The following is an 18825-nucleotide window of genomic DNA, read 5'->3' as shown; positions in this document are numbered from 1 at the left end:
CGCTAGAATAAAGCACTTTAAAAGTAAAAATTATCGAATATTATCGTTACATGTAAAGGATAAATCATGAAAAGATCTCTCCACGAAATAGCAAGTACGCCGCTTCAAGCAGGCGAAGGTGCAAGTATGCAAATGCTCATTGCTCCAAGCATTGAAACAAACTTTGCGATGCGAAAATTTGTCATTAAAAAAGACGGACATATGCCTTTTCATACGAACACCGTAGAGCATGAACAGTACGTTCTTAAAGGCAAAGCACGCGTTCGAATGGGAGACGAGAGTTTTATCGCCGTGAAAGATGACATTATTTTTATTCCAGCGGGTGTACCTCATTCGTATAATGTCATTGGTGATGAGGATTATGAATTTCTCTGTTTAGTTCCAAATAAAGACGATAACATAGAGATGGTTGCCTCAGGCGGCCAAAGTTGTGGCTGTTAGAGCGCATCTACAACCTATCATTGCAGGCGTTCTTGTCGTTTTTGCCTGCCTTGGGTTAGCTCGCTTTGCCTTTGGGATGATTCTCCCAAGTATGCAAGGCGAGCTTTTGATGGATGCCACGGAAGCGGGCATCGTTGGAAGTGCCAATTTTGTGGGGTACTTTATAGGGCTTTTTGTCACATCCCCGTTTTACCGCAAATTTGGGGCGGCAACGCTTATTACACGTTCGCTTCTCACACAAGCGCTTAGTATGGGATTGATGGTGCTGGCACCTAATTACTGGAGTGCAGCACTTATTTTTTCCATTACGGGCTTTTTTGGCGCTCTTGCCAATATCGCTATTATGACCTACATTGCGCAAGTTGTTCCTTCTCACATCAAAGGGCAAGCGACAGGTTTGGTGGTCGCGGGCATTGGTTTTGGTATTATCACCAGTGGTGTTATTGTCCCGTATCTTGAATTTTTCCCTTTCCCTGAATGGCGTTTGGGTTGGAGTCTGTTTGCACTCATTATTATGCTCATTGCGTGGTTTGCACACGGTACCCTAAAAGCTTTTGCCATTCATAGCTCCTTTTCATCGGATTACGATGCTCTCGAATTCAAAACGATTTTAAGCTCACGAGCTTTCTTGAAAACAGGTGTTTTGTTTGGAATTTTCGGTATGACTGCCATTATGTATATGACTTTTTTTGTTTTAACGGCTGTGCGAAAATGGGGCGTCAGCACAGAAATATCAGGAATATTTTGGTCAATTTTGGGTTTTGCAAGTCTCTTTTCGGGACCATTGTTTGGCATGGTTAGTGATCGTTTAGGACGTCACAAAACGCTAGGAGTTCTTTTTTTACTGCAAGCTGTGGCGCACTCTATGCTTGCTTCATCCTTGCCTCCGAGTTGGCTTTTTGTCTCGGCGACTCTTTTTGGACTCTCGACATGGGCGGTACCTTCCATTATGGCAACTTTGAGTGCAGAACTTTTTGGCATACACCATACGGCGCGTATTTTAAGCCTGTTAACACTTTTCTTCGGAGTGGGGCAGATCGCAGGACCATTGCTCTCAGGGGTGATGATAGACTTTACGGGAGATTTTAATGTGAGTTTTATAACATCATCACTCTGTTTGGTTGGAGCAGGTGTTCTTTCGTGGATAAGCCTCTAAAGAGGCTTATTGAGGCTTTCGAAGTTGCTCTAAATATGCAAGTCCTTCTTCCCAAAGCCCAAGATTGCTCGCGGTGTTGATATGCCCTTTTTCACCGACATTTATGAGCGTGCTTCCCCATGCCTTTGCAAGGTTTTTTGAGTATTCAAGGCTTGCATAAGGGTCATTACTGCTTGCGATGATGATACTTGGAAAGTCAAAAGCGTGCAGAGGTGTTTGCTCAAAGCCTTCAGCAATGCTTGGAAATACAGGCTCTTTAGGATCAGGTGGCGCTACGATCAAAGCACCGCGAATTGGGGCATGATTTTCCGTTGCTGCCCAATGTGCCAATGTCAAACACCCCATACTGTGTACGACTAAATAGACAGGTTCATCCAAACGTTTGAGCGTAGCTTCCAGTGCTTCTACCCACTCACTAGCGATAGGATGGTCCCAATCACGCTGATGAACGCGCTTAAAATCAGGATGTTTTTTCTCCCAGTATGTTTGCCAATGGGTCTCTCCAGAGCCTTGGTATCCAGGTAAAATCATAACAGAAGGTTTCATTCATGCCTCGTAGTTTAAAATGGTATTATTTTAGTTTAGAGTGCCTTAAAAAAGTCTAGTCAAAAAAAGTAAGGAGTTCTTATGAGTCTATTGGTAGAAGAGACAGCACTGTTATTGGTTGATGTGCAAGAGCGTCTTTTTGGGCATATTGAAAATCATGCGTTGATTGAAAAGCATTTGTTGGTTTTGGTGCAAGGACTTCAAAGTTTAGAGGTTCCCATTTTATGCAACCAACAATATACACAAGGGCTAGGCGAGACGATTGCGTCTCTTCGTGTACTGCTTGAGGATGGTGTCGTGTATGAAAAACGTACCTTTAGTTGTTGCCAAAACGAAGAGGTGATGGTGCGACTCAAAACTTTACATGTAAAGCGTGTGATTGTTGCTGGAGTGGAGAGTCATGTCTGTGTTTTACAAAGCGTGCTGGATCTTTTAGAGGCAGGATTTGAGGTGATGATTTGTGCCGATGCCATAGGTTCTCGTAAACGAAAAGATCACGAGATAGCACTGCGTCGTATGGAGCAAGAGGGCGCACGACTTTGTACAACGGAATCACTGCTGTTTGAGCTTTTACACAGCGCCAATCATCCGCAATTCAAAACCATTAGTTCGTTGGTAAAAGGGCTGTAAATCTTTTACATGTAAAGAAGTTTAAGACTTCTTTACATAGTAAGAGAGGCGATGTTCCGTGTGTTTGACAAAGTAGTTGTTTTCAGGAACGATGTCTGCATGCCCTAAGAAGAGCTTGCCTTCAGGCTTGAGTAAGTTAGCAAAACGTTCAATGGCTTTAAGGCGAAAATCATCATCGAAATAAATGAGCATATTGCGTGAAAAGACGATGTCATATTTGCCTAAAGAGAGAAATTCGTGATCAAAAATATTGACTTTTGTAAATGAAACCGAAGAAAAATACTCTCTTTTGACACGGTAAAAGCGATCTTCATGGGTAAAAAACTTCTCTTTAATCCGATCATCGAGTTTATGTAAAGAGCGTTCTGAAAAAAGTCCTTGTTGCGCTTTTGCAATGGCTTCTGCGTTGATGTCAATACCAGTAATGCTAAATTCTCGTGAATCTTTTTTCTTTTCTTGAAGTAGCATCGAGAGTGAATAGACCTCCTCACCTGAAGCGCATGGTGCGCAGAGAATTTTGACATTGGGGATAGCAAGCGCAAAATGCACCGCAAGATCAAGTTGCGACTCTTCTCGATAAAAATAAGTTTCATTGACCGTGACCAAGTCGATGAGATCTTGTCTCAATGTTTTGTCGTGTTGAAGTGTTTCAAAAAGCTTACGAAAACTGTAGATCTCTTTGCGTTCACAAAAGAGGCGAAGTTTGGTTTCAATCACACTGTTTTTTGAAAGCAGATCGACACCAATTTCACGTTTGATGTAGTGCAGAAGGTCTTGAAGCCCAAAGGTATTGAACTCTTGGGATGGTGACACTTCGTGTTTGGGCGCGACTTCAGGCGCTTTTTTCTTGTTCCAGAACCACATTAAGACTCTCCAAATTTTTTAATTGTTTGTACAATATCATCTAATGGTAACGAAACGATATTAGGATTAATTTCCATAGCACGCTTTGGCATTCCATATACTATAGCACTTTTTTCACTCTCAGCAATACAAGTAGCCCCATTTTTTTGCAATTCACTAAGCCCATTGGCACCATCATGCCCAATGCCTGTGAGCAAAACGGCTAAAATCTCAGCATCTTTGATATACGCAACACTGGAAGAGAAAAGTGAGTCGATGCTTGGATTGTAAGGGGTTTCCCCCTCAACAATGGGTTCAATACTGGGTGAAAAATCCCCTCTAATCATGTGACAATTTTGAGGACAGATATAAATATTCGAGGTTTTGAGGCTCATTTTTTTATCGATAGCATGCACCGGTAGATGCAACTCATTTTGAAATTGATTAATGAAACTTGGAATAAACGTTGCGTTCATATGTTGAGCAATGACAATAGCACCATTAAACGTAGGCGAAATAGCAGATAAAATCTTTTTAAGATGCCCAGGGCCTCCCGTAGAGGCTCCGATTAACACAATTTTTTGTTTCATAAAGCTCCAAGCTTATTTTTTATTTTCCTCAATCATCCAGTAAAGATTCATTCTTACCCCTGCACCTGTTGCGCCAGATTGGTTGTATCCCCATGCTTTTTCAAGGTAGGCAGGACCTGCAATATCAAGATGGAGCCATTTGTCTTTATTCTCATCTTCAATGAAGTTATCTAAAAAAAGACCTGCGGTAATCGCGCCACCATAACGGCTAGAGCTGATGTTTGACATATCTGCAACAGCGCTTTTAAGAAGCTTTTTAAGGTATTTGTTAAACGGTAATGACCCACTTAATTCACCACTTTTATCAGACGCTTTACGCATGGAGTGTTTAAGCTCGCTATTGTGTCCCATAATGCCTGTTGTGTACTCGCCAAGTGCTACAACGCATGCACCAGTGAGCGTTGCCATATCCACTAAAAGATCGGGCTTAAGTTCTTGCGCGTAGCAGAGACAATCGGCTAAAACCAAACGACCTTCTGCATCAGTGTTACGCACTTCGATGGTTTTGCCATTCTTTGCAACCAAAACATCATCAGGCTTATAAGCATCGCCTCCGATCATATTTTCCGTTGCGCCAATGATCGCATGAATCTCATAGGGAAGCTCAAGGGTAGCCGCACCTTTTAAGATAGCCATAACAGCAGCTGCACCGCTTTTATCGGCTTTCATGGTAACCATATGCTCACTAGGTTTTAGGCTGAGCCCACCACTATCGTAGGTTAAACCTTTTCCAACATAAACGAGACGTTTTTTTGCATTTTCAGGCTTATACGTTAAGTGAATCAGCCGTGGAGGATGTACGCTTGCACGATTGACGGCAAGAAATGCGTTCATGCCTTGTTCTTTGAGAAAATCTTCATTCATCACTTTACATGTAACGTTTGGAATGGAGGTTAATGTTTGCGCAACATCTGCTAATGCGATCGGTGTCATATCCTCTGGGGTTGCATTGACAATCGCTTTGGCGAAGTTGGTAGCTTCTGCTACGGCTGTCGCGGCACGTAATGCTTTTGTTGCGGTTTCCATCGAAACATCGGTACGGCTATAGTCTTCCAAACAGATTGTGATTTTTTCAATTTTTAGAGGGTCTTTTTTACTTTTATACGCATCAAACGTGTAACTTCCGAGGATAAAACCTTCCACAAGTGCTTTAATGTTAATGCCTGGGCAGTCATTGGAGTATGTTCCAATGCAAAGGCTTTTAAGCGTGGTTTTTTTTACCGTATCCAGTGCTTTTGAAGCGGCTAAACGAATCTCATCAGCATCAAGAGAATCACATCCAACATACACAGTTTTAGTTGAAGGGATAAAAACGCTCTCTTCGCTCTCTCCTTTAAAGCCTAAAAGCTCTAAAGTCTCTTTGTCGTTTACGACGGATGCGTGGGTTAAATCTTTATTGATAACAAAGACGATTTTAGCGTCTGCTTCTGTTTCATTTACTTTCTGATTGAGTGCTACGATATGCATGTTTTTCCTTAAATGTCTTGTCGGTAACTTTGTGAAAATAGTAAGAGATTCCTCCGCCAATAATACCCGCTAGTGGAAGAGCAAAATACCAGTGTTGTTTTGCCCAATGAATGACGATGAGAATTTCCTGACCAAAATACCATGTAGGCACAATGGTAAGCGCTGCCCAAAACCATGCGGAGATGAGATTGATTAAGGCAAACATCTTTCCACTGTAGCGTGTCAGTCCTATGGAGATAGGAATGACGGTACGAAGGCCATAGAGGTAACGTTGAATAAAAATAATAGGCCAACCATATCTTTTGAGTAAAAGATGCGCGAGAGCGAGTTTACGGCGTTGAGTCCGAAGCTTTTTATAGACGAATTTTTTATTAAAACGACCAATGTAAAAATAGACTTGATCCCCTGCAAAACCACCAAGTCCTGCAACAAAAATAGCAACAAAAATATTCATGTCACCTGTGTGAGTCAAAAGTCCTGCCATCACAAGTCCCATTTCACCCTCTAACATACCCCAGAAAAAGAGAATGATATAGCCATACTGTTTCATCAAGTAGATGAATTTGTTTTCTATGCCAACAACGGGTGCCATGTATAAAACATAGCCTAATGTAGAGAGTACAACAACCATAAAAAGCGTAAAAAGTTTTCCAGAGTGTTTATTGAAAAATTCACTCATCGCGCTATCCTATGTTCAAAATAGATTTTGCTTGTACCATATCTTTATCCCCACGTCCAGAGAGATTGACGATAATAACTTTGTTTTTGATCTCATCTTTAGGGATTTTTTTGAGATATGCCACAGCATGAGCACTCTCAAATGCAGGGATAATACCTTCTTTACGGCTCAACCAAACAAAGGCATCCAGCGCTTCTTGATCGGTAATATTGTCGTAATGTGCCACACCTTGCTCTTTCAGGTACGCATGTTCTGGTCCAATGCCCGGATAATCAAGACCCGCGGAAATAGAGTGCGCTTCGAGTATCTGTCCATCATCATCTTGAAGAAGATAACTCATCTGACCGTGAAGTACACCGGGGCTTCCTTTGGCAAGTGAACAGCCATGTTTATCAGTTTCGATGCCATGACCTCCTGCTTCTATGCCCACACATTTCACACCCTCATCGCCTAAAAAGTGGCTAAAAATTCCCATAGCATTACTGCCACCACCAATACAGGCAACGACCATATCAGGAAGACGTTTCTCTTTGACCAAAATTTGTGCCTTAGCTTCATAGCCGATGATCGCTTGAAAATCACGCACCATCATAGGGTACGGATGAGGACCTGCAACGGTTCCGATGATGTAAAAGGTATCACGCGCGTGCGTAACCCAGTAGCGAATCGCTTCGTTCATAGCATCTTTTAACGTTTTACTGCCACTTTTAACGGAGTGTACTTTAGCCCCTAAAAGCTTCATACGAAAGACATTGAGTTCTTGGCGCTCGACATCTTTTTCACCCATAAAGACTTCACATTCAAGGCCTAACAAAGCAGCAACCGTTGCGGTTGCAACACCGTGTTGCCCAGCACCTGTTTCCGCAATGACGCGTTTTTTGCCCATCTTTTTAGCGATTAAGCCTTGGACAATGGTGTTGTTGATTTTATGCGCACCCGTGTGGTTAAGATCTTCACGTTTGAGATAGATTTTTGCACCCAGCTCTTGGGAGATATTTTTAGCATAGTAAAGCGCTGAAGGTCGTCCGACATAGTCTTTCATGTAATGTTCGACTTCAGTCCAAAAATTTTCATTGAAGCGAAGGCTCTGGTACTCTTTTTCAAGCTCCAAAAGAACAGGCATCAATGTTTCAGGAACATAACGCCCTCCAAATATACCAAAGTGTCCGTTTTGATCGGGGTCAAATTTAGAAGCTCTTGGAATATACATTAGAACACCTCTAGCACAGAGTAAACAGAGGTTACTTTTTTAATATCAAGATCACCTTGTAAAAAGGTAAGGTTCATAATAAAACAAGCTTCGATACACTCAGCACCCGCTTTATTGATAAGATTAACCGCAGCCGTAGCCGTGCCACCTGTTGCAATAAGATCATCGATTAAAAGGACTTTTGGTTTTGATGTTTTGATGGCTGAAAATGCATCGATGTGGATACATACTTCATCGACACCATACTCCAAAGAGTATTTTTCACTGATGGTGGTGTACGGAAGTTTGCCAGGTTTTCGAATAGGCACAAAACGTGTTTTAAGACGTGTTGCCAAAGCAGCTCCAAAGATAAATCCACGGCTTTCAATACCTGCAATGTAATCAATGTCCATATTCGTATAGCGATCAACCAAGTGATCCATCAAAAGTGTAAACGCTTTTGCATCGCCTAGAAGGGTTGTAATATCTTTGAACTTAATGCCTGGTTTTGGAAAGTCTTCGATTTCACGAATGGAATTTAAAAGATAGATTTTATCAGCATCGCTTAATTGACTCATACAATAGCCTTTTTTACTTTTTTATACGCTTTTTAGGCAAAGCCTAAAAAACTACGTTAGCCTCTCGGCGCTAAAGCTTGCCTCTTTGAGGCAGAAAATGTTTACATGTAAACCATGAAAACAGCAAGAACAAGAACACAGGTACATTATAAAAGTGCTTCGATTTTTCCTTCGAGCTCTTTGATATGTTGGCGGAGTTTATCGCCTTCCATTCGGTATTGACTGTTACGTGTACGAAGTGATTTAAGATCATTTTTGACCTTTTTAAGTTCATCGCTTAAAATATCAATATTGCCTAGGGATCGTTGAAGCTGTACTTGATATTTTCGGATGACCACTTCAGCATCATTGAGTGTCTGTTTGACGACAATGTTACTGCGCTTCTCTTTACGTAGAAGTGTTTTAAAGTAGAACACCATAATTAACAAATAGGTACACGCTGAAAAAAGTACCGTGGTTATAATCCATTCTACTGCCATGGTCACAACTCTATTTTTTCAACACGTTCAGCGTGTCTGCCACCCTCAAATGAGGTAGTACACCATGCTTTGAGCATAGACTCAATGACACCCAGTCCAACGATACGTTGACCAAAACAGAGTACATTGGCATCGTTATGCGCACGTGCCATCTCTGCGGTGTAGGCATCATGGCAAAGAGCTGCTCGAATGCCTGTATGTTTATTGGCTGCCAAGCTCATTCCGATGCCTGATCCACAGATGAGAATACCTTGTGTTCCACAGTTGTTAAGAACTTCAAGGCAAAGTGCGTGTGCGTAGTCAGGATAATCAACGCGTTCATCATTAAACGGTCCAAGATCAATGACTTCATGTCCCATGTGCTGGAGCATGACAATGACATCGGGTTTGATGGCAATGCCGGCATGATCGGTTGCAATAAAAAACTTCAAGGAAATGTCCTTTAATAAGGGAATAAGGACGATTATAGCACAAGGATTATTATAAATTCCAAAAACAGACCTCCCTTGGGAAGTCTGTTAATATAACCATCCAATAACGTAGCGAATAGGTAGAAAAAAGTAGTGTGAAAGTGGTGTTGCAATGAAAATAATGAGAATAACCATCCCATAACGCTCCATTGACTCATAAAGACGCACGATAGAGTGCCATCCCATGATCATGGCAAGGTAGGTCAAGGCATGAGAGCCATCAAGAGGTGGAATTGGGTAGAGATTGAAAAGTCCTAAAACCACATTGTAAATGAGTGATTGAATGAGAAAATAGACCAGAAAATACTCAATAAAACTGTTGACTTCATGCAAGTCTTTAAAAAAGCTGAGTAACCCTGCACACACCAGTGCGAGTGTAAAGTTGTAAGCAATACCCGCTAGCGAGACATGAATAGCGGCTTTATACCCACCATTACGAATGACCGTAGGAATGAAAATAGGTACGGGTTTTGCCCAACCGAACATAAAAGGTGCACCACTAAAAAAGAGCACAGCAGGAACAATAATCGTTCCTACGATATCGACATGTACGATAGGGTTAATGCTAAGGCGTCCTTGGTATTTAGCCGTATTGTCACCATAACGGTACGCCACATAACCGTGCATAATCTCATGACCGATAATTGCCACCATAAGGGCTAAAACGGTAGCCGTGATCTCAAGAAGGTTTACAGTATCCATTAAAAAAAGCTCTCATCGTATTGCATCGTTTCTACAAAACGGCCAATGCGATTCCATCTGATTTTATACTCATCAAATTTTTTCCATGAAGCTAACTCACTTGCTGAGAGAAGTTTTTCTTCTTCAGCTCCTTTTTTTTCCCATGAAAAATAGATAAACCATGGTTTTCCGACAATGAGTTTGTAAGGGACACTTCCCCAAAAACGACTGTCATTGGAGTGGTCACGGTTATCGCCCATCATGAAAAAGTTGTCTTTATCCACTTTGGTGTAGAAGGCATTGAAGCTATAGCCTGAAATAGAAGGAAGCTCTTGGACCATTGCGGGTTTCATCGCCAGTTGATTTGCGTTTAGATACAGTGTCATTTGTTGGAAAAGATCAACAGAATCATCATACTGAATGCCATGGAATTTCTCTTTATATGGGTTATTCACCCAGAGTTTACCCGCAATCGTTTTAATTTTCTCAGGTGCGTAATTTGCTTTAATATATTCATCACCCTCTGCAAAGTGGATGTAGAGATTTTTCTCTTGGAAAAGAATCTCATCGCCTTCTGTAGCAACACAACGCTTCACATAATGCACTTTTTCATCTTTTGGGTAGCGAAAGACGACAATATCACCACGCGCTGGTCTGCTTCCCTCTATGAGGTGGCCGTTACCATTAAAATCAGGCAGTACTGGAATTTCAAGCCATGGAATATGCGGTGTTGCAATGCCATACGAGAATTTTTTAACAAAAAGATGATCTCCTACAAGGAGCGTTCTTTTCATTGAACCACTTGGAATCACAAACGCTTGAGCCACAAAAAAAATGACAAATAAAACAATAATAAGCGTACCTGTCCAGCTATTGGAAAAGGTATAAAAACGGTTGAGTAAATTTTTCATGAATTTCCTAATATTATAAACGTTGCCCTGCGGCTTTGATGGTGTTTTCCAACAACATCGCGATGGTCATAGGACCTACACCTCCAGGAACGGGCGTAATGTAACTGCATTTTGGTGCAACATTGGCATAATCGACATCGCCGACAAGACGTCCATCTTCAGTTTTATTGATACCAATATCAATCACAATCGCACCCTCTTTAACCATGTCAGCAGTAAGGAGGTTTCGCTTACCTACGCCTACAATAACAAGGTCTGCTTTTTGGGTATGTGCTTTAAGGTCTTTGGTAAAGATATGGCAAATATCAACCGTTGCACCTGCATTTAAGAGTAGGTTCATCATCGGTTTTCCAACGATATTGCTTGCACCCACCACACACGCATCTAAACCTTTTGGGTCAATGTTGTAGTGTGCTAAAAGACGCATAACGCCAAGAGGCGTGCAGGGTACAAAACCATCCAGTCCAGCAACCAAACGACCAACGTTGAAGGGATGAAAGCCGTCAACATCTTTTTTAGGGTCAATTGCTTCAATAATTTTTGTGGTATCGATATGTTTTGGAAGAGGAAGTTGAACCAGTACGCCATCGATGTTGGCGTTGTTATTAATCATAGCAATGGTCTCTAAAATCTTCTCTTGTGAAATCGTGTTTGGCATCTTATGAATGATCGAATAAACACCAGCAACATCACACGCTTTTTCTTTCATCTTGACATAGGTTTGACTCGCAGCATCATCACCGACTAAAATAACGGCAAGACCCGGTGTTATGCCTTTTTCATTAAGCTTGTTGCTCTCTTGTTTAAGCTCAATTTTGATTTGATCTGACAGTGCTTTTCCATCGAGGATCTGCATTCAAACATCCTTTTAGTTCATTTTTGATACTATACCAAATTACGAATAAAGAGAGGATAAAGCAGTTTTGATGCGGTTTTTGCTTACATGTAACGTGTTCTTATTTTTATCTTTTACACCGCTTTTGAGTGAGGATTTTATCTCTAAAATGGAGTATGCCAAAATGCTCTATTCCAATCCTAGAGGCATTGGCTGTAACAAATGCCATGGTGAAAAAGGTGAGGGCTCTGTTATCTCTAAATATAGCTCTAAAGGTAAAGATGTTGTGCTCTCCGCTCCTGCCATTACCAGCGTTTCCAAAGAGCGTTTTTTCCAAGCATTGACATCTCAGCACAAGGTCATGCCAACGTACTTTTTAACATGGCAAGAGATCGATAGCTTATATTATTACGTTTCGAGCGAAGTGAAAAAGTAGTTTGTTTAAAAACTTTCAGTAAAATAATAAAAAATGAATTAAGGATTTGTGACAATGCACTATGATAAAAGCATTAAAGCCTATGAAAAAGCTCGAAATGTCATCCCTGGTGGTGTTGATTCTCCGGTACGTGCGTTTAAAAGTGTTGGCGGAACACCGTTGTTTATCAAAAAAGGTGAGGGTGCTTATCTCTTCGACGTGGATGGAAACCGCTATGTGGATTACGTTCAAAGCTGGGGTCCACTGATTTTTGGGCATGCTAACAAAACCATTGAGAAAGCGGTCATCAAAGCCGTTAAAAAAGGGCTTAGCTTTGGCGCACCAACGAAGGCTGAAACCAAGCTTGCAAGCCTGATCTGCTCGCTCTTTCCTGAGATGGATAAAGTACGTTTTGTGAGCAGTGGAACCGAAGCGGTGATGAGTGCCATCAGACTAGCACGCGGCTTTACATGTAAAGATGACATTATCAAGTTTGAAGGCTGTTACCATGGACACAGCGATTCACTTTTAGTCCAAGCCGGAAGCGGAGCAGTCACCTTTGGATGTCCTAGCTCTCCAGGTGTTCCTGCTGATCTTACCAAACATACGTTACTGGCAAAATACAACGACATTAAAAGTGTAAAAGAGTGTTTTAAAAACTCTAAAAATATCGCATGTATTATCATCGAGCCAATTGCGGGCAATATGGGTTTTGTCCCCGCCGATCCAAAATTTTTAGAAGAACTTAGAGCATTGTGCGATAAACATGGAGCACTGCTAATTTTTGATGAGGTTATGAGTGGTTTTAGAGCAAGCCTCAAAGGTGCGCAAGGCATTTACCAAACCGAACCTGACTTGGTGACATTTGGAAAAGTCATTGGTGGCGGTATGCCTGTGGGTGCGTTTGGTGGACGCGCTGAAATTATGGATAAACTCTCCCCAGATGGTCCTGTCTACCAAGCAGGAACACTCAGTGGAAATCCTGTCGCAATGGCAGCAGGACTTGCTTCTTTGGAGCAAATTATCGAAGAGTCGGATTTATATGTAAGACTTGAGAAAAAAGCGAAAAGACTTGTTGAAGGGCTTAGAGATGCTGCAGCTCTTTCAGGCATTACGCTTCAAGTAGGCGCTATTGGCTCAATGTTTGGCTTCTTTTTTAATGACAAACCGGTGAAAAATTTTGACGATGCCCTTACGAGCAATACACAGTGTTTTGCGGCATTTCATCAAGGTATGCTGAGAGAGGGTTTTTACTTTGCGTGTTCTCAGTTTGAAACTGGCTTTATCTGTGATGCTATGAGCGATGAGATGATCGAAGATACCATTGAAGCAGCACATAAAGTATTTGAAGAGATTGCATGAGCGAAAAAGAAAAACCAAAATACGGTAAACTCATTGAAGGGGCTGAACAGCTCTCTTTAGGCATTTCTATTGTTGTAGCAGTCCTCATCGGTATTGGTGTGGGTATGCTCATGAGCAATTGGTTTAACACACCTTGGCTTTTATGGGTTGGTGTTTCTTGGGGTATTGGTGGAGCGATCCTCAATGTCTATAAAGCTTACAAAAAAAATGTTGCTTCCCTTGATGAACTCAAAGATGATGTGCGCTATAAAAAATACCAACAACCAAAAGATGATGATGAAAATGACGACGACAAGTAGGCTTTTACGTTTTTATTTTTTAGGTGATATTTTTGTCATTCTTCTCTCCTTATTTCAAGGAGGCGATTGGCTTTTGAACACACAAATGGCTTTTGCATGCTCACTGCTGATTACGTTGGCATCGTTTCGCTCATATCACACTTTTGTTCAGCGTCGTGTTGATGCAGGGCTTATTCCAGATGATAAGTTCGATAAATACTATGAAGACGATAAAGAAGAAGATGATGATGGTGAAAAAGAGAATGTTGCACCAAGAGTCGCTAAAGTAGGCTTTAAACAGAGTTTTCAAAATCTCGCTTTAAGCTATAAAAGTGCACTTTCGCTGTATCGTATCTTCTCGTATGGCGTACTGTTTTTAGCAGTACTTTTTTTAATTCGCCATGATACATTGGATGCGATTGCTTTTTTTGTGGGCTTAAGTGTGGTACCACTCTCAAGCTTTTTATCTGTTTTGTTTGTTAAAAAGGGTTTGAATGAAACGAATGAGTAATGAAGAGGCCTTACGTCTGATTCGTGAGGTTGACCTTAATACATTAGGGGAAATGGCGTTGAAGCGCAAAATGGAGCTTCACCCTGAAAATTTGACAACGTTTGTGGTCGATCGAAACATCAACTATACCAATGTTTGCTGGGTTGATTGTAAATTTTGTGCCTTTTACCGTCATCATAAAGAGGACGAAGCGTATGTGCTCTCTTTTGAGGAAATTGGACAAAAAATCGAAGAACTTATTGAAATTGGTGGAACGCAAATCCTTTTCCAAGGCGGAGTGCATCCGAAGCTAAAAATCGAATGGTATGAGGAGTTGGTGGAGTGGATAAGTACCAATTATCCAAGTATTACCATTCATGGATTTTCAGCCATAGAAATTGATTACATTGCTAAAATCTCGAAGATTAGCTACAAAGAAGTGCTGTTACGTCTTCAGAAAAAAGGACTTTACAGCATACCAGGAGCTGGAGCTGAGATACTCAGCGACCGTGTCCGTGACATCATTGCCCCTAAGAAATTAGGGACTGATGAGTGGTTGGGTGTGCATAGAGCTGCCCATAAAATCGGCATGAGATCAACCGCTACGATGATGTTTGGAACCTTAGAGAGTGATGAAGAGATCATCGAACATTGGGAAAAGATCAGAGAGCTTCAAGATGAAACGGGAGGCTTTAGAGCGTTTATTATGTGGAGTTTTCAAAGCGATCATACCAAGCTTAAAGAGGAACATCCTGAGATTAAAAAGCAGTCATCAAATCGCTACCTCAGGCTTTTAGCCGTGAGCCGTTTGTATCTTGATAATTTTAAAAATATCCAAAGTTCATGGGTCACGCAAGGCAGTTACATCGGTCAGCTAGCACTTATGTTTGGAGCGAATGATCTGGGTAGTACGATGATGGAAGAAAACGTGGTCAAAGCTGCGGGTGCGGCGAATCGTATGAATCAAACGGAGATGATTAAACTCATCAAAGACATTGGCTCAATTCCTGCCAAACGCGATACTTCGTACACGGTTTTGGAGCAGTTTGCATGAAAAAAGTAGTTTTAACGATAATGATTTTGTTACAAGGAGTATTAGTGGGTCAAGAAGTTAGTCAAATCAATGTAAATGGTGTCGAAATTCCTGTGGTATTTGAGAAAGATGCTTCTTTGCCTATTGCTTCGGTACAATTGGTGGTCAAAAATGCGGGTAGCATGGAAGATGGTACCAATGAAGGTATTGCGAAGTTTTTAGCAGCGATGCTGGGTGAAGGAACCAAAGAGATGGGTTCTACGGCATTTGCAGAAGAGCTAGAATTTCGTGCCATTAGTTTAGGAGCGCACAGTGGTGTTGAAACGCTTGTTTTTGAGGCTTCAGCACTAAAAGAGCAATTTCCTTATGCCTTGGAAATGATGAAAAAACTTCTCAAAAGTCCTAACTTTAGCAAAGAGAGTTTCGATAAAATCAAGCTTTTAACCCTTGGTATGCTCTCTAACAAAGAGAGCGATTTTGACTACATTGCTAACCTCAATCTTCAAAAACTCATTTTTGAAAATACGCCTTTATCGCATGCGTATAGTGGCGATGTTAAAAGCATAAAAGCGTTAAAACTCAAAGATGTAGAGAACTTTTACAAAGAACGTGTGAATTTAGAGAGCCTTATTATCGTTGCAGGTGGCGACATTGAACTTGAGGAGCTTAAAAAACTTCTTTTACCTGTCCTTTCTGAGATCAAACATGGTAAACGACGTGTTGTGAGCTATTTTGATGCTAATAAAAATGCTAAAGAGTTGATTGTCACGAAAGAGAGCGAGCAGGCGTATATCTATTTTGGTGCACCGTTTTATATGAAAAGTGGTGATCCTGAGGCCTATAAAGCTAAAGTGGCAAGCTTCATCCTTGGAGAGAGCGGTTTTGGAAGTCGTTTGATGGAAGAGATACGTGTTAAACGCGGACTTGCTTATTCGAGTTACAGCAGAAGCAGCATTGGAAAATCCAGTAGTAGTTTTACAGGACATCTTCAAACGAAAAATGAGAACTTGGAAGAGGCTAAAAAAGTCGTTGCTGCTGAGATCAAACGCTTTGTGGACGAGGGTGTTACTGAAGATGAACTAGCCCAAGCGAAACGCTTTTTACTAGGTAGTGAGCCTCTTCGCAACGAGACACTTTCCCAACGTCTATCTCGTGCTTTCTTTGAATATTACAGTGGGTATGAGTTAGGTCATTCTAAAAAACAGTTAGAAAAAATCGAAAAATTAAGCCTTGAAGAGCTTAACAGTTTCATTAAAAAACACGATGAGATCACAGCCCTTAGCTTTTCAGTAGTCACAAAACGTGCAAAACCTTGAATGTGATCCGCTAGACAAGGAACGCTTTAAAAAAATAGGAGTAGGAACGCTTTTAGACTTAGCGCTACTCCTTCCTCATTCGTATGAAAATACTACCCTCTCACCTGCTCCTCTTTTAGAGCAGATCAATACGTTACATGTAAAGGTACTTTCTCTCAAACAAAGCCCTAAAGTTTTTCAAATTATTTTCTTTTGCGAAGCGTGGGACACACTTCTTGATGGTGTCATTTTTATGGCAAAACCCTATCATAAGGCACTTTTTAAAGTGGGTAGTGAGCTGTATATTAATGGAAAAATAAGCTACAACAATGGGCGTTTGCAGATGGTGCAACCCAAAATTGTAACAGCAATTAATACCCTGATCCCCAAATACAAAACACCTCTGCAAAATAAAACAGTTATAGGTTTGATGGAGCACCATCTCAGCCTTGAATCACTCTTAAACGAGGGTTTACATGTAAATGAAGCTCAAACTATTTTAAGTTTGCATAGACCTAGTGCCAAAGAGGCAAGTACACTAGGAAGTTTTGGCTACTCGGAATCCATCCTAAAAGTGCTCAAATATGTCGAAATCCATAACTACCTCAAAAAATTATCTACCAAAAAGGTTAGTTTCCCTTCATGCGCAAAACTTGATGGCGATGTTCAGCCTTTTATCGCCTCACTTCCTTTTACCTTAACCGCCGATCAGCAAAAAGTTATCGGAGAAATTAAACATGATTTTTTAAGCGACACTGCGGCGAAGCGCGTCATCATGGGCGATGTTGGGTGTGGAAAGACGATGGTGATATTAAGTTCTGTCATGATGTCATACCCACAAAAAGCTATTTTAATGGCGCCCACCACAGTACTTGCAAACCAACTTTTTGAAGAGGCTCAGAAGTTTTTACCTTTACATGTAAAGACGCTTTTGATCACACAAGAAGCAGACAGTAAAGAGAATTTAGAAGAGTTTGATTTCATCATCGGCACGCATGCTCTGCTTTACAGGGAACTTCCCGTGTGCGCGCTTGTGATGGTCGATGAACAGCATCGCTTTGGTACAAAGCAGCGAGCACTGCTTTCAGCACTTGTTTCCAAACAAGCGTGGCATCCACATTATTTACAGTTTTCGGCGACGCCAATTCCTCGGACTCTGAGCATGATTCAGTCCTCGTTAGTTGATTTTTCGTTCATTAAGATGTTGCCATTTCCTAAAGATATTACGACCACCGTCATTGCTAAAAAAGATTTTAAAGCGTTAGTCGAGCATCTCAAAAGTGAAATTGCACAGAATCATCAGTGCATCATCGTCTATCCTCTTGTGGAAGAGAGTGAGATGGTGAACTACCAGTCCATTGATGAGGGGCGTGGTTTTTGGGAGAAAAATTTTGAAAAAGTCTATGTGACGTATGGAAAAGATAAAAACAAAGAGGAAATCCTTAAAACCTTTAAAGAAGAGGGCAATTTGCTCATCTCGACCACGGTTGTCGAAGTGGGTATCTCGCTTCCAAGGCTCTCCACCATCGTTATTGTCGGCGCAGAACGACTAGGGCTTGCCAGTTTGCATCAGCTCAGAGGGCGAGTTAGTCGTAACGGTTTAAAAGGGTACTGTTACCTTTATACCAATTTAGCACAAAGTGAAAGACTCACAAAGTTTAGTCAGACGCTTGATGGCTTTGAAATTGCCGAGCTTGATTTGCAGTTTCGCCAAGGTGGAGACGTGGTTGGTGGACTCATTCAAAGTGGTAAAAAGTTGGTTTGGTTTGAAATGGAAAGTGATGAGGAAATTTTAAGAGAAGCAAAAAGAAGAGTAGAGGAGGCAAAAAGCCTCCCCAAAGTTTAGGCTTAGTAAAGTCCAAATCTTCCGTCAGTTTTTTTATACATAACGCGGAATTTGTCTTCCATATCATGGAATACGATAAATTGTCTGTCTGAAGCTTTGAGTTCATTCATAGCATCTTCAACCTCGACAGGTTTGTAGCTGTTAAGACGCATTGGAACAATCTCATCATCGCTTCCCTCGGCATTTTCAACTGCCTCTGCAGCAACAATGCCTTCAATTGGTTTATGGGTATTGATTTTATCGTGGTGGCGGCGAAGCACTTTTTTAGCACGCTCAATCGCAAGATCAACCGCAGCATACACATCTTTGTCTTTTTGTTGAATAACAACGGTGTTTTTATGTGCCATGTTAATAGCAAACTCGACATTAAAGCCTTTTTTGCCATTTTTTTCATCCGCTGAGATCACAGTACGCACAGAGATAATGTCCAAATTGTATTTGCCAAGAGCATCAACCGCTCCTTCAACATAAGCCTTGATTGGCTCGGTCAAATCAAATTGTTTTCCTACGATACTTGTGTTCATCTTGTCTCCTTTTCCTTACCCCTTTTGGGTTGATAAAACAAGTATAACAAAACGAACCTTAAAGCAAAAGGAGGGTTCAAAGGCTTA

General features: G+C 41.2%; 24 protein-coding genes. 10 read left to right on the top strand and 14 right to left on the bottom strand.

What is annotated here, in order from left to right:
* Nucleotides 1-64 precede the first annotated feature (64 nt).
* Nucleotides 65-124, bottom strand: coding sequence for a hypothetical protein (locus SAR02S_RS13705; RefSeq protein ID WP_369385047.1), 60 nt, complete (start codon nt 122-124; stop codon nt 65-67).
* Nucleotides 125-126: 2 nt separating this feature from the next.
* Here SAR02S_RS13705 and SAR02S_RS11505 point away from each other — a divergent pair, with 2 nt between their 5' ends.
* Nucleotides 127-441, top strand: a complete 315-nt coding sequence (locus tag SAR02S_RS11505; protein ID WP_369385046.1) for a cupin domain-containing protein — start codon at nt 127-129, stop codon at nt 439-441.
* Nucleotides 410-1597, top strand: a complete 1188-nt coding sequence (locus SAR02S_RS11500; protein WP_198133105.1) for a YbfB/YjiJ family MFS transporter — start codon at nt 410-412, stop codon at nt 1595-1597. Before SAR02S_RS11505 ends, SAR02S_RS11500 begins: the two co-directional genes overlap by 32 nt.
* A gap of 6 nt (nt 1598-1603) precedes the next feature.
* Here SAR02S_RS11500 and SAR02S_RS11495 read toward each other — a convergent pair whose 3' ends face one another.
* The gene (locus SAR02S_RS11495) at nt 1604-2143 is read right to left on the bottom strand and encodes an RBBP9/YdeN family alpha/beta hydrolase (RefSeq protein ID WP_041959844.1); all 540 of its coding nucleotides are present in this window, start codon (nt 2141-2143) and stop codon (nt 1604-1606) included.
* Between the two features lie 81 nt (nt 2144-2224).
* Here SAR02S_RS11495 and SAR02S_RS11490 point away from each other — a divergent pair, with 81 nt between their 5' ends.
* A complete protein-coding gene (locus SAR02S_RS11490) occupies nt 2225-2773 on the top strand; it encodes an isochorismatase family protein (protein ID WP_041959842.1) in 549 nt (182 codons plus the stop codon).
* Nucleotides 2774-2794: 21 nt separating this feature from the next.
* On the opposite strand, the gene SAR02S_RS11485 is transcribed toward SAR02S_RS11490, so the two are convergent.
* From SAR02S_RS11485 to folD, 11 genes are all read right to left on the bottom strand, one after another.
* On the bottom strand, nt 2795-3637 hold the full coding sequence (locus tag SAR02S_RS11485) for a CheR family methyltransferase (RefSeq protein WP_041959840.1): 843 nt from the start codon (nt 3635-3637) through the stop codon (nt 2795-2797).
* Nucleotides 3637-4206 carry a CheB methylesterase domain-containing protein gene (locus SAR02S_RS11480; protein ID WP_041959838.1) on the bottom strand — a complete coding sequence of 190 codons (570 nt, stop codon included), beginning with the start codon at nt 4204-4206 and terminating at the stop codon, nt 3637-3639. Before SAR02S_RS11480 ends, SAR02S_RS11485 begins: the two co-directional genes overlap by 1 nt.
* Before the next feature lie 12 nt (nt 4207-4218).
* Complete coding sequence (locus SAR02S_RS11475) at nt 4219-5673, bottom strand: leucyl aminopeptidase (protein WP_041959836.1); 1455 nt, start codon at nt 5671-5673, stop codon at nt 4219-4221.
* Nucleotides 5639-6352 carry a DedA family protein gene (locus SAR02S_RS11470; RefSeq protein ID WP_041959834.1) on the bottom strand — a complete coding sequence of 238 codons (714 nt, stop codon included), beginning with the start codon at nt 6350-6352 and terminating at the stop codon, nt 5639-5641. The genes SAR02S_RS11475 and SAR02S_RS11470 overlap by 35 nt, the downstream gene beginning before the upstream one ends.
* A 4-nt stretch (nt 6353-6356) precedes the next feature.
* The gene (gene trpB / locus SAR02S_RS11465) at nt 6357-7562 is read right to left on the bottom strand and encodes a tryptophan synthase subunit beta (RefSeq protein ID WP_041959832.1); all 1206 of its coding nucleotides are present in this window, start codon (nt 7560-7562) and stop codon (nt 6357-6359) included.
* Complete coding sequence (locus SAR02S_RS11460; RefSeq protein WP_041959830.1) at nt 7562-8119, bottom strand: adenine phosphoribosyltransferase; 558 nt, start codon at nt 8117-8119, stop codon at nt 7562-7564. The genes trpB and SAR02S_RS11460 overlap by 1 nt, the downstream gene beginning before the upstream one ends.
* Nucleotides 8120-8265: 146 nt before the next feature.
* Complete coding sequence (locus tag SAR02S_RS11455) at nt 8266-8598, bottom strand: membrane protein (RefSeq protein ID WP_041959828.1); 333 nt, start codon at nt 8596-8598, stop codon at nt 8266-8268.
* A 2-nt stretch (nt 8599-8600) separates the two neighbouring features.
* A complete protein-coding gene (rpiB, locus tag SAR02S_RS11450; protein ID WP_041959826.1) occupies nt 8601-9029 on the bottom strand; it encodes a ribose 5-phosphate isomerase B in 429 nt (142 codons plus the stop codon).
* 87 nt (nt 9030-9116) lie between these two features.
* On the bottom strand, nt 9117-9770 hold the full coding sequence (locus SAR02S_RS11445) for a site-2 protease family protein (protein WP_041959823.1): 654 nt from the start codon (nt 9768-9770) through the stop codon (nt 9117-9119).
* Nucleotides 9770-10660 carry a signal peptidase I gene (gene lepB, locus SAR02S_RS11440; protein WP_041959821.1) on the bottom strand — a complete coding sequence of 297 codons (891 nt, stop codon included), beginning with the start codon at nt 10658-10660 and terminating at the stop codon, nt 9770-9772. Before lepB ends, SAR02S_RS11445 begins: the two co-directional genes overlap by 1 nt.
* A 13-nt stretch (nt 10661-10673) precedes the next feature.
* The gene (gene folD / locus SAR02S_RS11435) at nt 10674-11516 is read right to left on the bottom strand and encodes a bifunctional methylenetetrahydrofolate dehydrogenase/methenyltetrahydrofolate cyclohydrolase FolD (protein ID WP_041959819.1); all 843 of its coding nucleotides are present in this window, start codon (nt 11514-11516) and stop codon (nt 10674-10676) included.
* Nucleotides 11517-11586: 70 nt separating this feature from the next.
* Here folD and SAR02S_RS11430 point away from each other — a divergent pair, with 70 nt between their 5' ends.
* The 7 genes from SAR02S_RS11430 to recG are packed head-to-tail and all read left to right on the top strand — an operon-like array spanning nt 11587 to nt 18214.
* A complete protein-coding gene (locus tag SAR02S_RS11430) occupies nt 11587-11931 on the top strand; it encodes a c-type cytochrome (RefSeq protein ID WP_041959817.1) in 345 nt (114 codons plus the stop codon).
* A 54-nt stretch (nt 11932-11985) separates the two neighbouring features.
* Complete coding sequence (gene hemL, locus SAR02S_RS11425; RefSeq protein ID WP_041959815.1) at nt 11986-13272, top strand: glutamate-1-semialdehyde 2,1-aminomutase; 1287 nt, start codon at nt 11986-11988, stop codon at nt 13270-13272.
* On the top strand, nt 13269-13571 hold the full coding sequence (locus tag SAR02S_RS11420; protein ID WP_041959813.1) for an AtpZ/AtpI family protein: 303 nt from the start codon (nt 13269-13271) through the stop codon (nt 13569-13571). The genes hemL and SAR02S_RS11420 overlap by 4 nt, the downstream gene beginning before the upstream one ends.
* Nucleotides 13549-14061: a hypothetical protein gene (locus SAR02S_RS11415; protein WP_232294050.1), complete on the top strand. Its 513-nt coding sequence runs from the start codon at nt 13549-13551 to the stop codon at nt 14059-14061. The genes SAR02S_RS11420 and SAR02S_RS11415 overlap by 23 nt, the downstream gene beginning before the upstream one ends.
* Nucleotides 14045-15094, top strand: coding sequence for a dehypoxanthine futalosine cyclase (locus tag SAR02S_RS11410; protein ID WP_041959811.1), 1050 nt, complete (start codon nt 14045-14047; stop codon nt 15092-15094). Before SAR02S_RS11415 ends, SAR02S_RS11410 begins: the two co-directional genes overlap by 17 nt.
* Before the next feature lie 44 nt (nt 15095-15138).
* Entirely contained in the window at nt 15139-16389 is a 1251-nt protein-coding gene (locus SAR02S_RS11405) for a M16 family metallopeptidase (RefSeq protein ID WP_369385042.1), read from the top strand.
* Nucleotides 16376-18214 (top strand): ATP-dependent DNA helicase RecG, encoded by a 1839-nt coding sequence (recG, locus tag SAR02S_RS11400; protein ID WP_041959808.1) that lies wholly within the window; start codon nt 16376-16378, stop codon nt 18212-18214. Before SAR02S_RS11405 ends, recG begins: the two co-directional genes overlap by 14 nt.
* A gap of 2 nt (nt 18215-18216) precedes the next feature.
* Here the strand turns inward: recG and hpf are convergent, their stop codons facing one another.
* Complete coding sequence (hpf, locus tag SAR02S_RS11395; protein ID WP_041959806.1) at nt 18217-18738, bottom strand: ribosome hibernation-promoting factor, HPF/YfiA family; 522 nt, start codon at nt 18736-18738, stop codon at nt 18217-18219.
* Between the last annotated feature and the right edge of the window lie 87 nt (nt 18739-18825).

Origin of the sequence: Sulfurospirillum arsenophilum NBRC 109478 (genome assembly GCF_000813345.1) — a bacterium.
In the GTDB taxonomy this organism is placed as follows: domain Bacteria; phylum Campylobacterota; class Campylobacteria; order Campylobacterales; family Sulfurospirillaceae; genus Sulfurospirillum; species Sulfurospirillum arsenophilum.
This window is presented reverse-complemented; position numbering and strand designations above follow the sequence as displayed.

Coding starts and splice junctions, on each gene's coding strand:
- SAR02S_RS11505 (WP_369385046.1), top strand. CDS start 127: ATGCAAATGCTCATTGCTCCAAGCATTGAAACAAACTTTGCGATGCGA.
- SAR02S_RS11495 (WP_041959844.1), bottom strand. CDS start 2,143: ATGAAACCTTCTGTTATGATTTTACCTGGATACCAAGGCTCTGGAGAG.
- SAR02S_RS11490 (WP_041959842.1), top strand. CDS start 2,225: ATGAGTCTATTGGTAGAAGAGACAGCACTGTTATTGGTTGATGTGCAA.
- SAR02S_RS11485 (WP_041959840.1), bottom strand. CDS start 3,637: ATGTGGTTCTGGAACAAGAAAAAAGCGCCTGAAGTCGCGCCCAAACAC.
- SAR02S_RS11480 (WP_041959838.1), bottom strand. CDS start 4,206: ATGAAACAAAAAATTGTGTTAATCGGAGCCTCTACGGGAGGCCCTGGG.
- SAR02S_RS11475 (WP_041959836.1), bottom strand. CDS start 5,673: ATGCATATCGTAGCACTCAATCAGAAAGTAAATGAAACAGAAGCAGAC.
- SAR02S_RS11470 (WP_041959834.1), bottom strand. CDS start 6,352: ATGAGTGAATTTTTCAATAAACACTCTGGAAAACTTTTTACGCTTTTT.
- trpB (WP_041959832.1), bottom strand. CDS start 7,562: ATGTATATTCCAAGAGCTTCTAAATTTGACCCCGATCAAAACGGACAC.
- SAR02S_RS11460 (WP_041959830.1), bottom strand. CDS start 8,119: ATGAGTCAATTAAGCGATGCTGATAAAATCTATCTTTTAAATTCCATT.
- SAR02S_RS11455 (WP_041959828.1), bottom strand. CDS start 8,598: ATGGCAGTAGAATGGATTATAACCACGGTACTTTTTTCAGCGTGTACC.
- SAR02S_RS11445 (WP_041959823.1), bottom strand. CDS start 9,770: ATGGATACTGTAAACCTTCTTGAGATCACGGCTACCGTTTTAGCCCTT.
- lepB (WP_041959821.1), bottom strand. CDS start 10,660: ATGAAAAATTTACTCAACCGTTTTTATACCTTTTCCAATAGCTGGACA.
- folD (WP_041959819.1), bottom strand. CDS start 11,516: ATGCAGATCCTCGATGGAAAAGCACTGTCAGATCAAATCAAAATTGAG.
- SAR02S_RS11430 (WP_041959817.1), top strand. CDS start 11,587: ATGCGGTTTTTGCTTACATGTAACGTGTTCTTATTTTTATCTTTTACA.
- hemL (WP_041959815.1), top strand. CDS start 11,986: ATGCACTATGATAAAAGCATTAAAGCCTATGAAAAAGCTCGAAATGTC.
- SAR02S_RS11420 (WP_041959813.1), top strand. CDS start 13,269: ATGAGCGAAAAAGAAAAACCAAAATACGGTAAACTCATTGAAGGGGCT.
- SAR02S_RS11415 (WP_232294050.1), top strand. CDS start 13,549: ATGAAAATGACGACGACAAGTAGGCTTTTACGTTTTTATTTTTTAGGT.
- SAR02S_RS11410 (WP_041959811.1), top strand. CDS start 14,045: ATGAAACGAATGAGTAATGAAGAGGCCTTACGTCTGATTCGTGAGGTT.
- hpf (WP_041959806.1), bottom strand. CDS start 18,738: ATGAACACAAGTATCGTAGGAAAACAATTTGATTTGACCGAGCCAATC.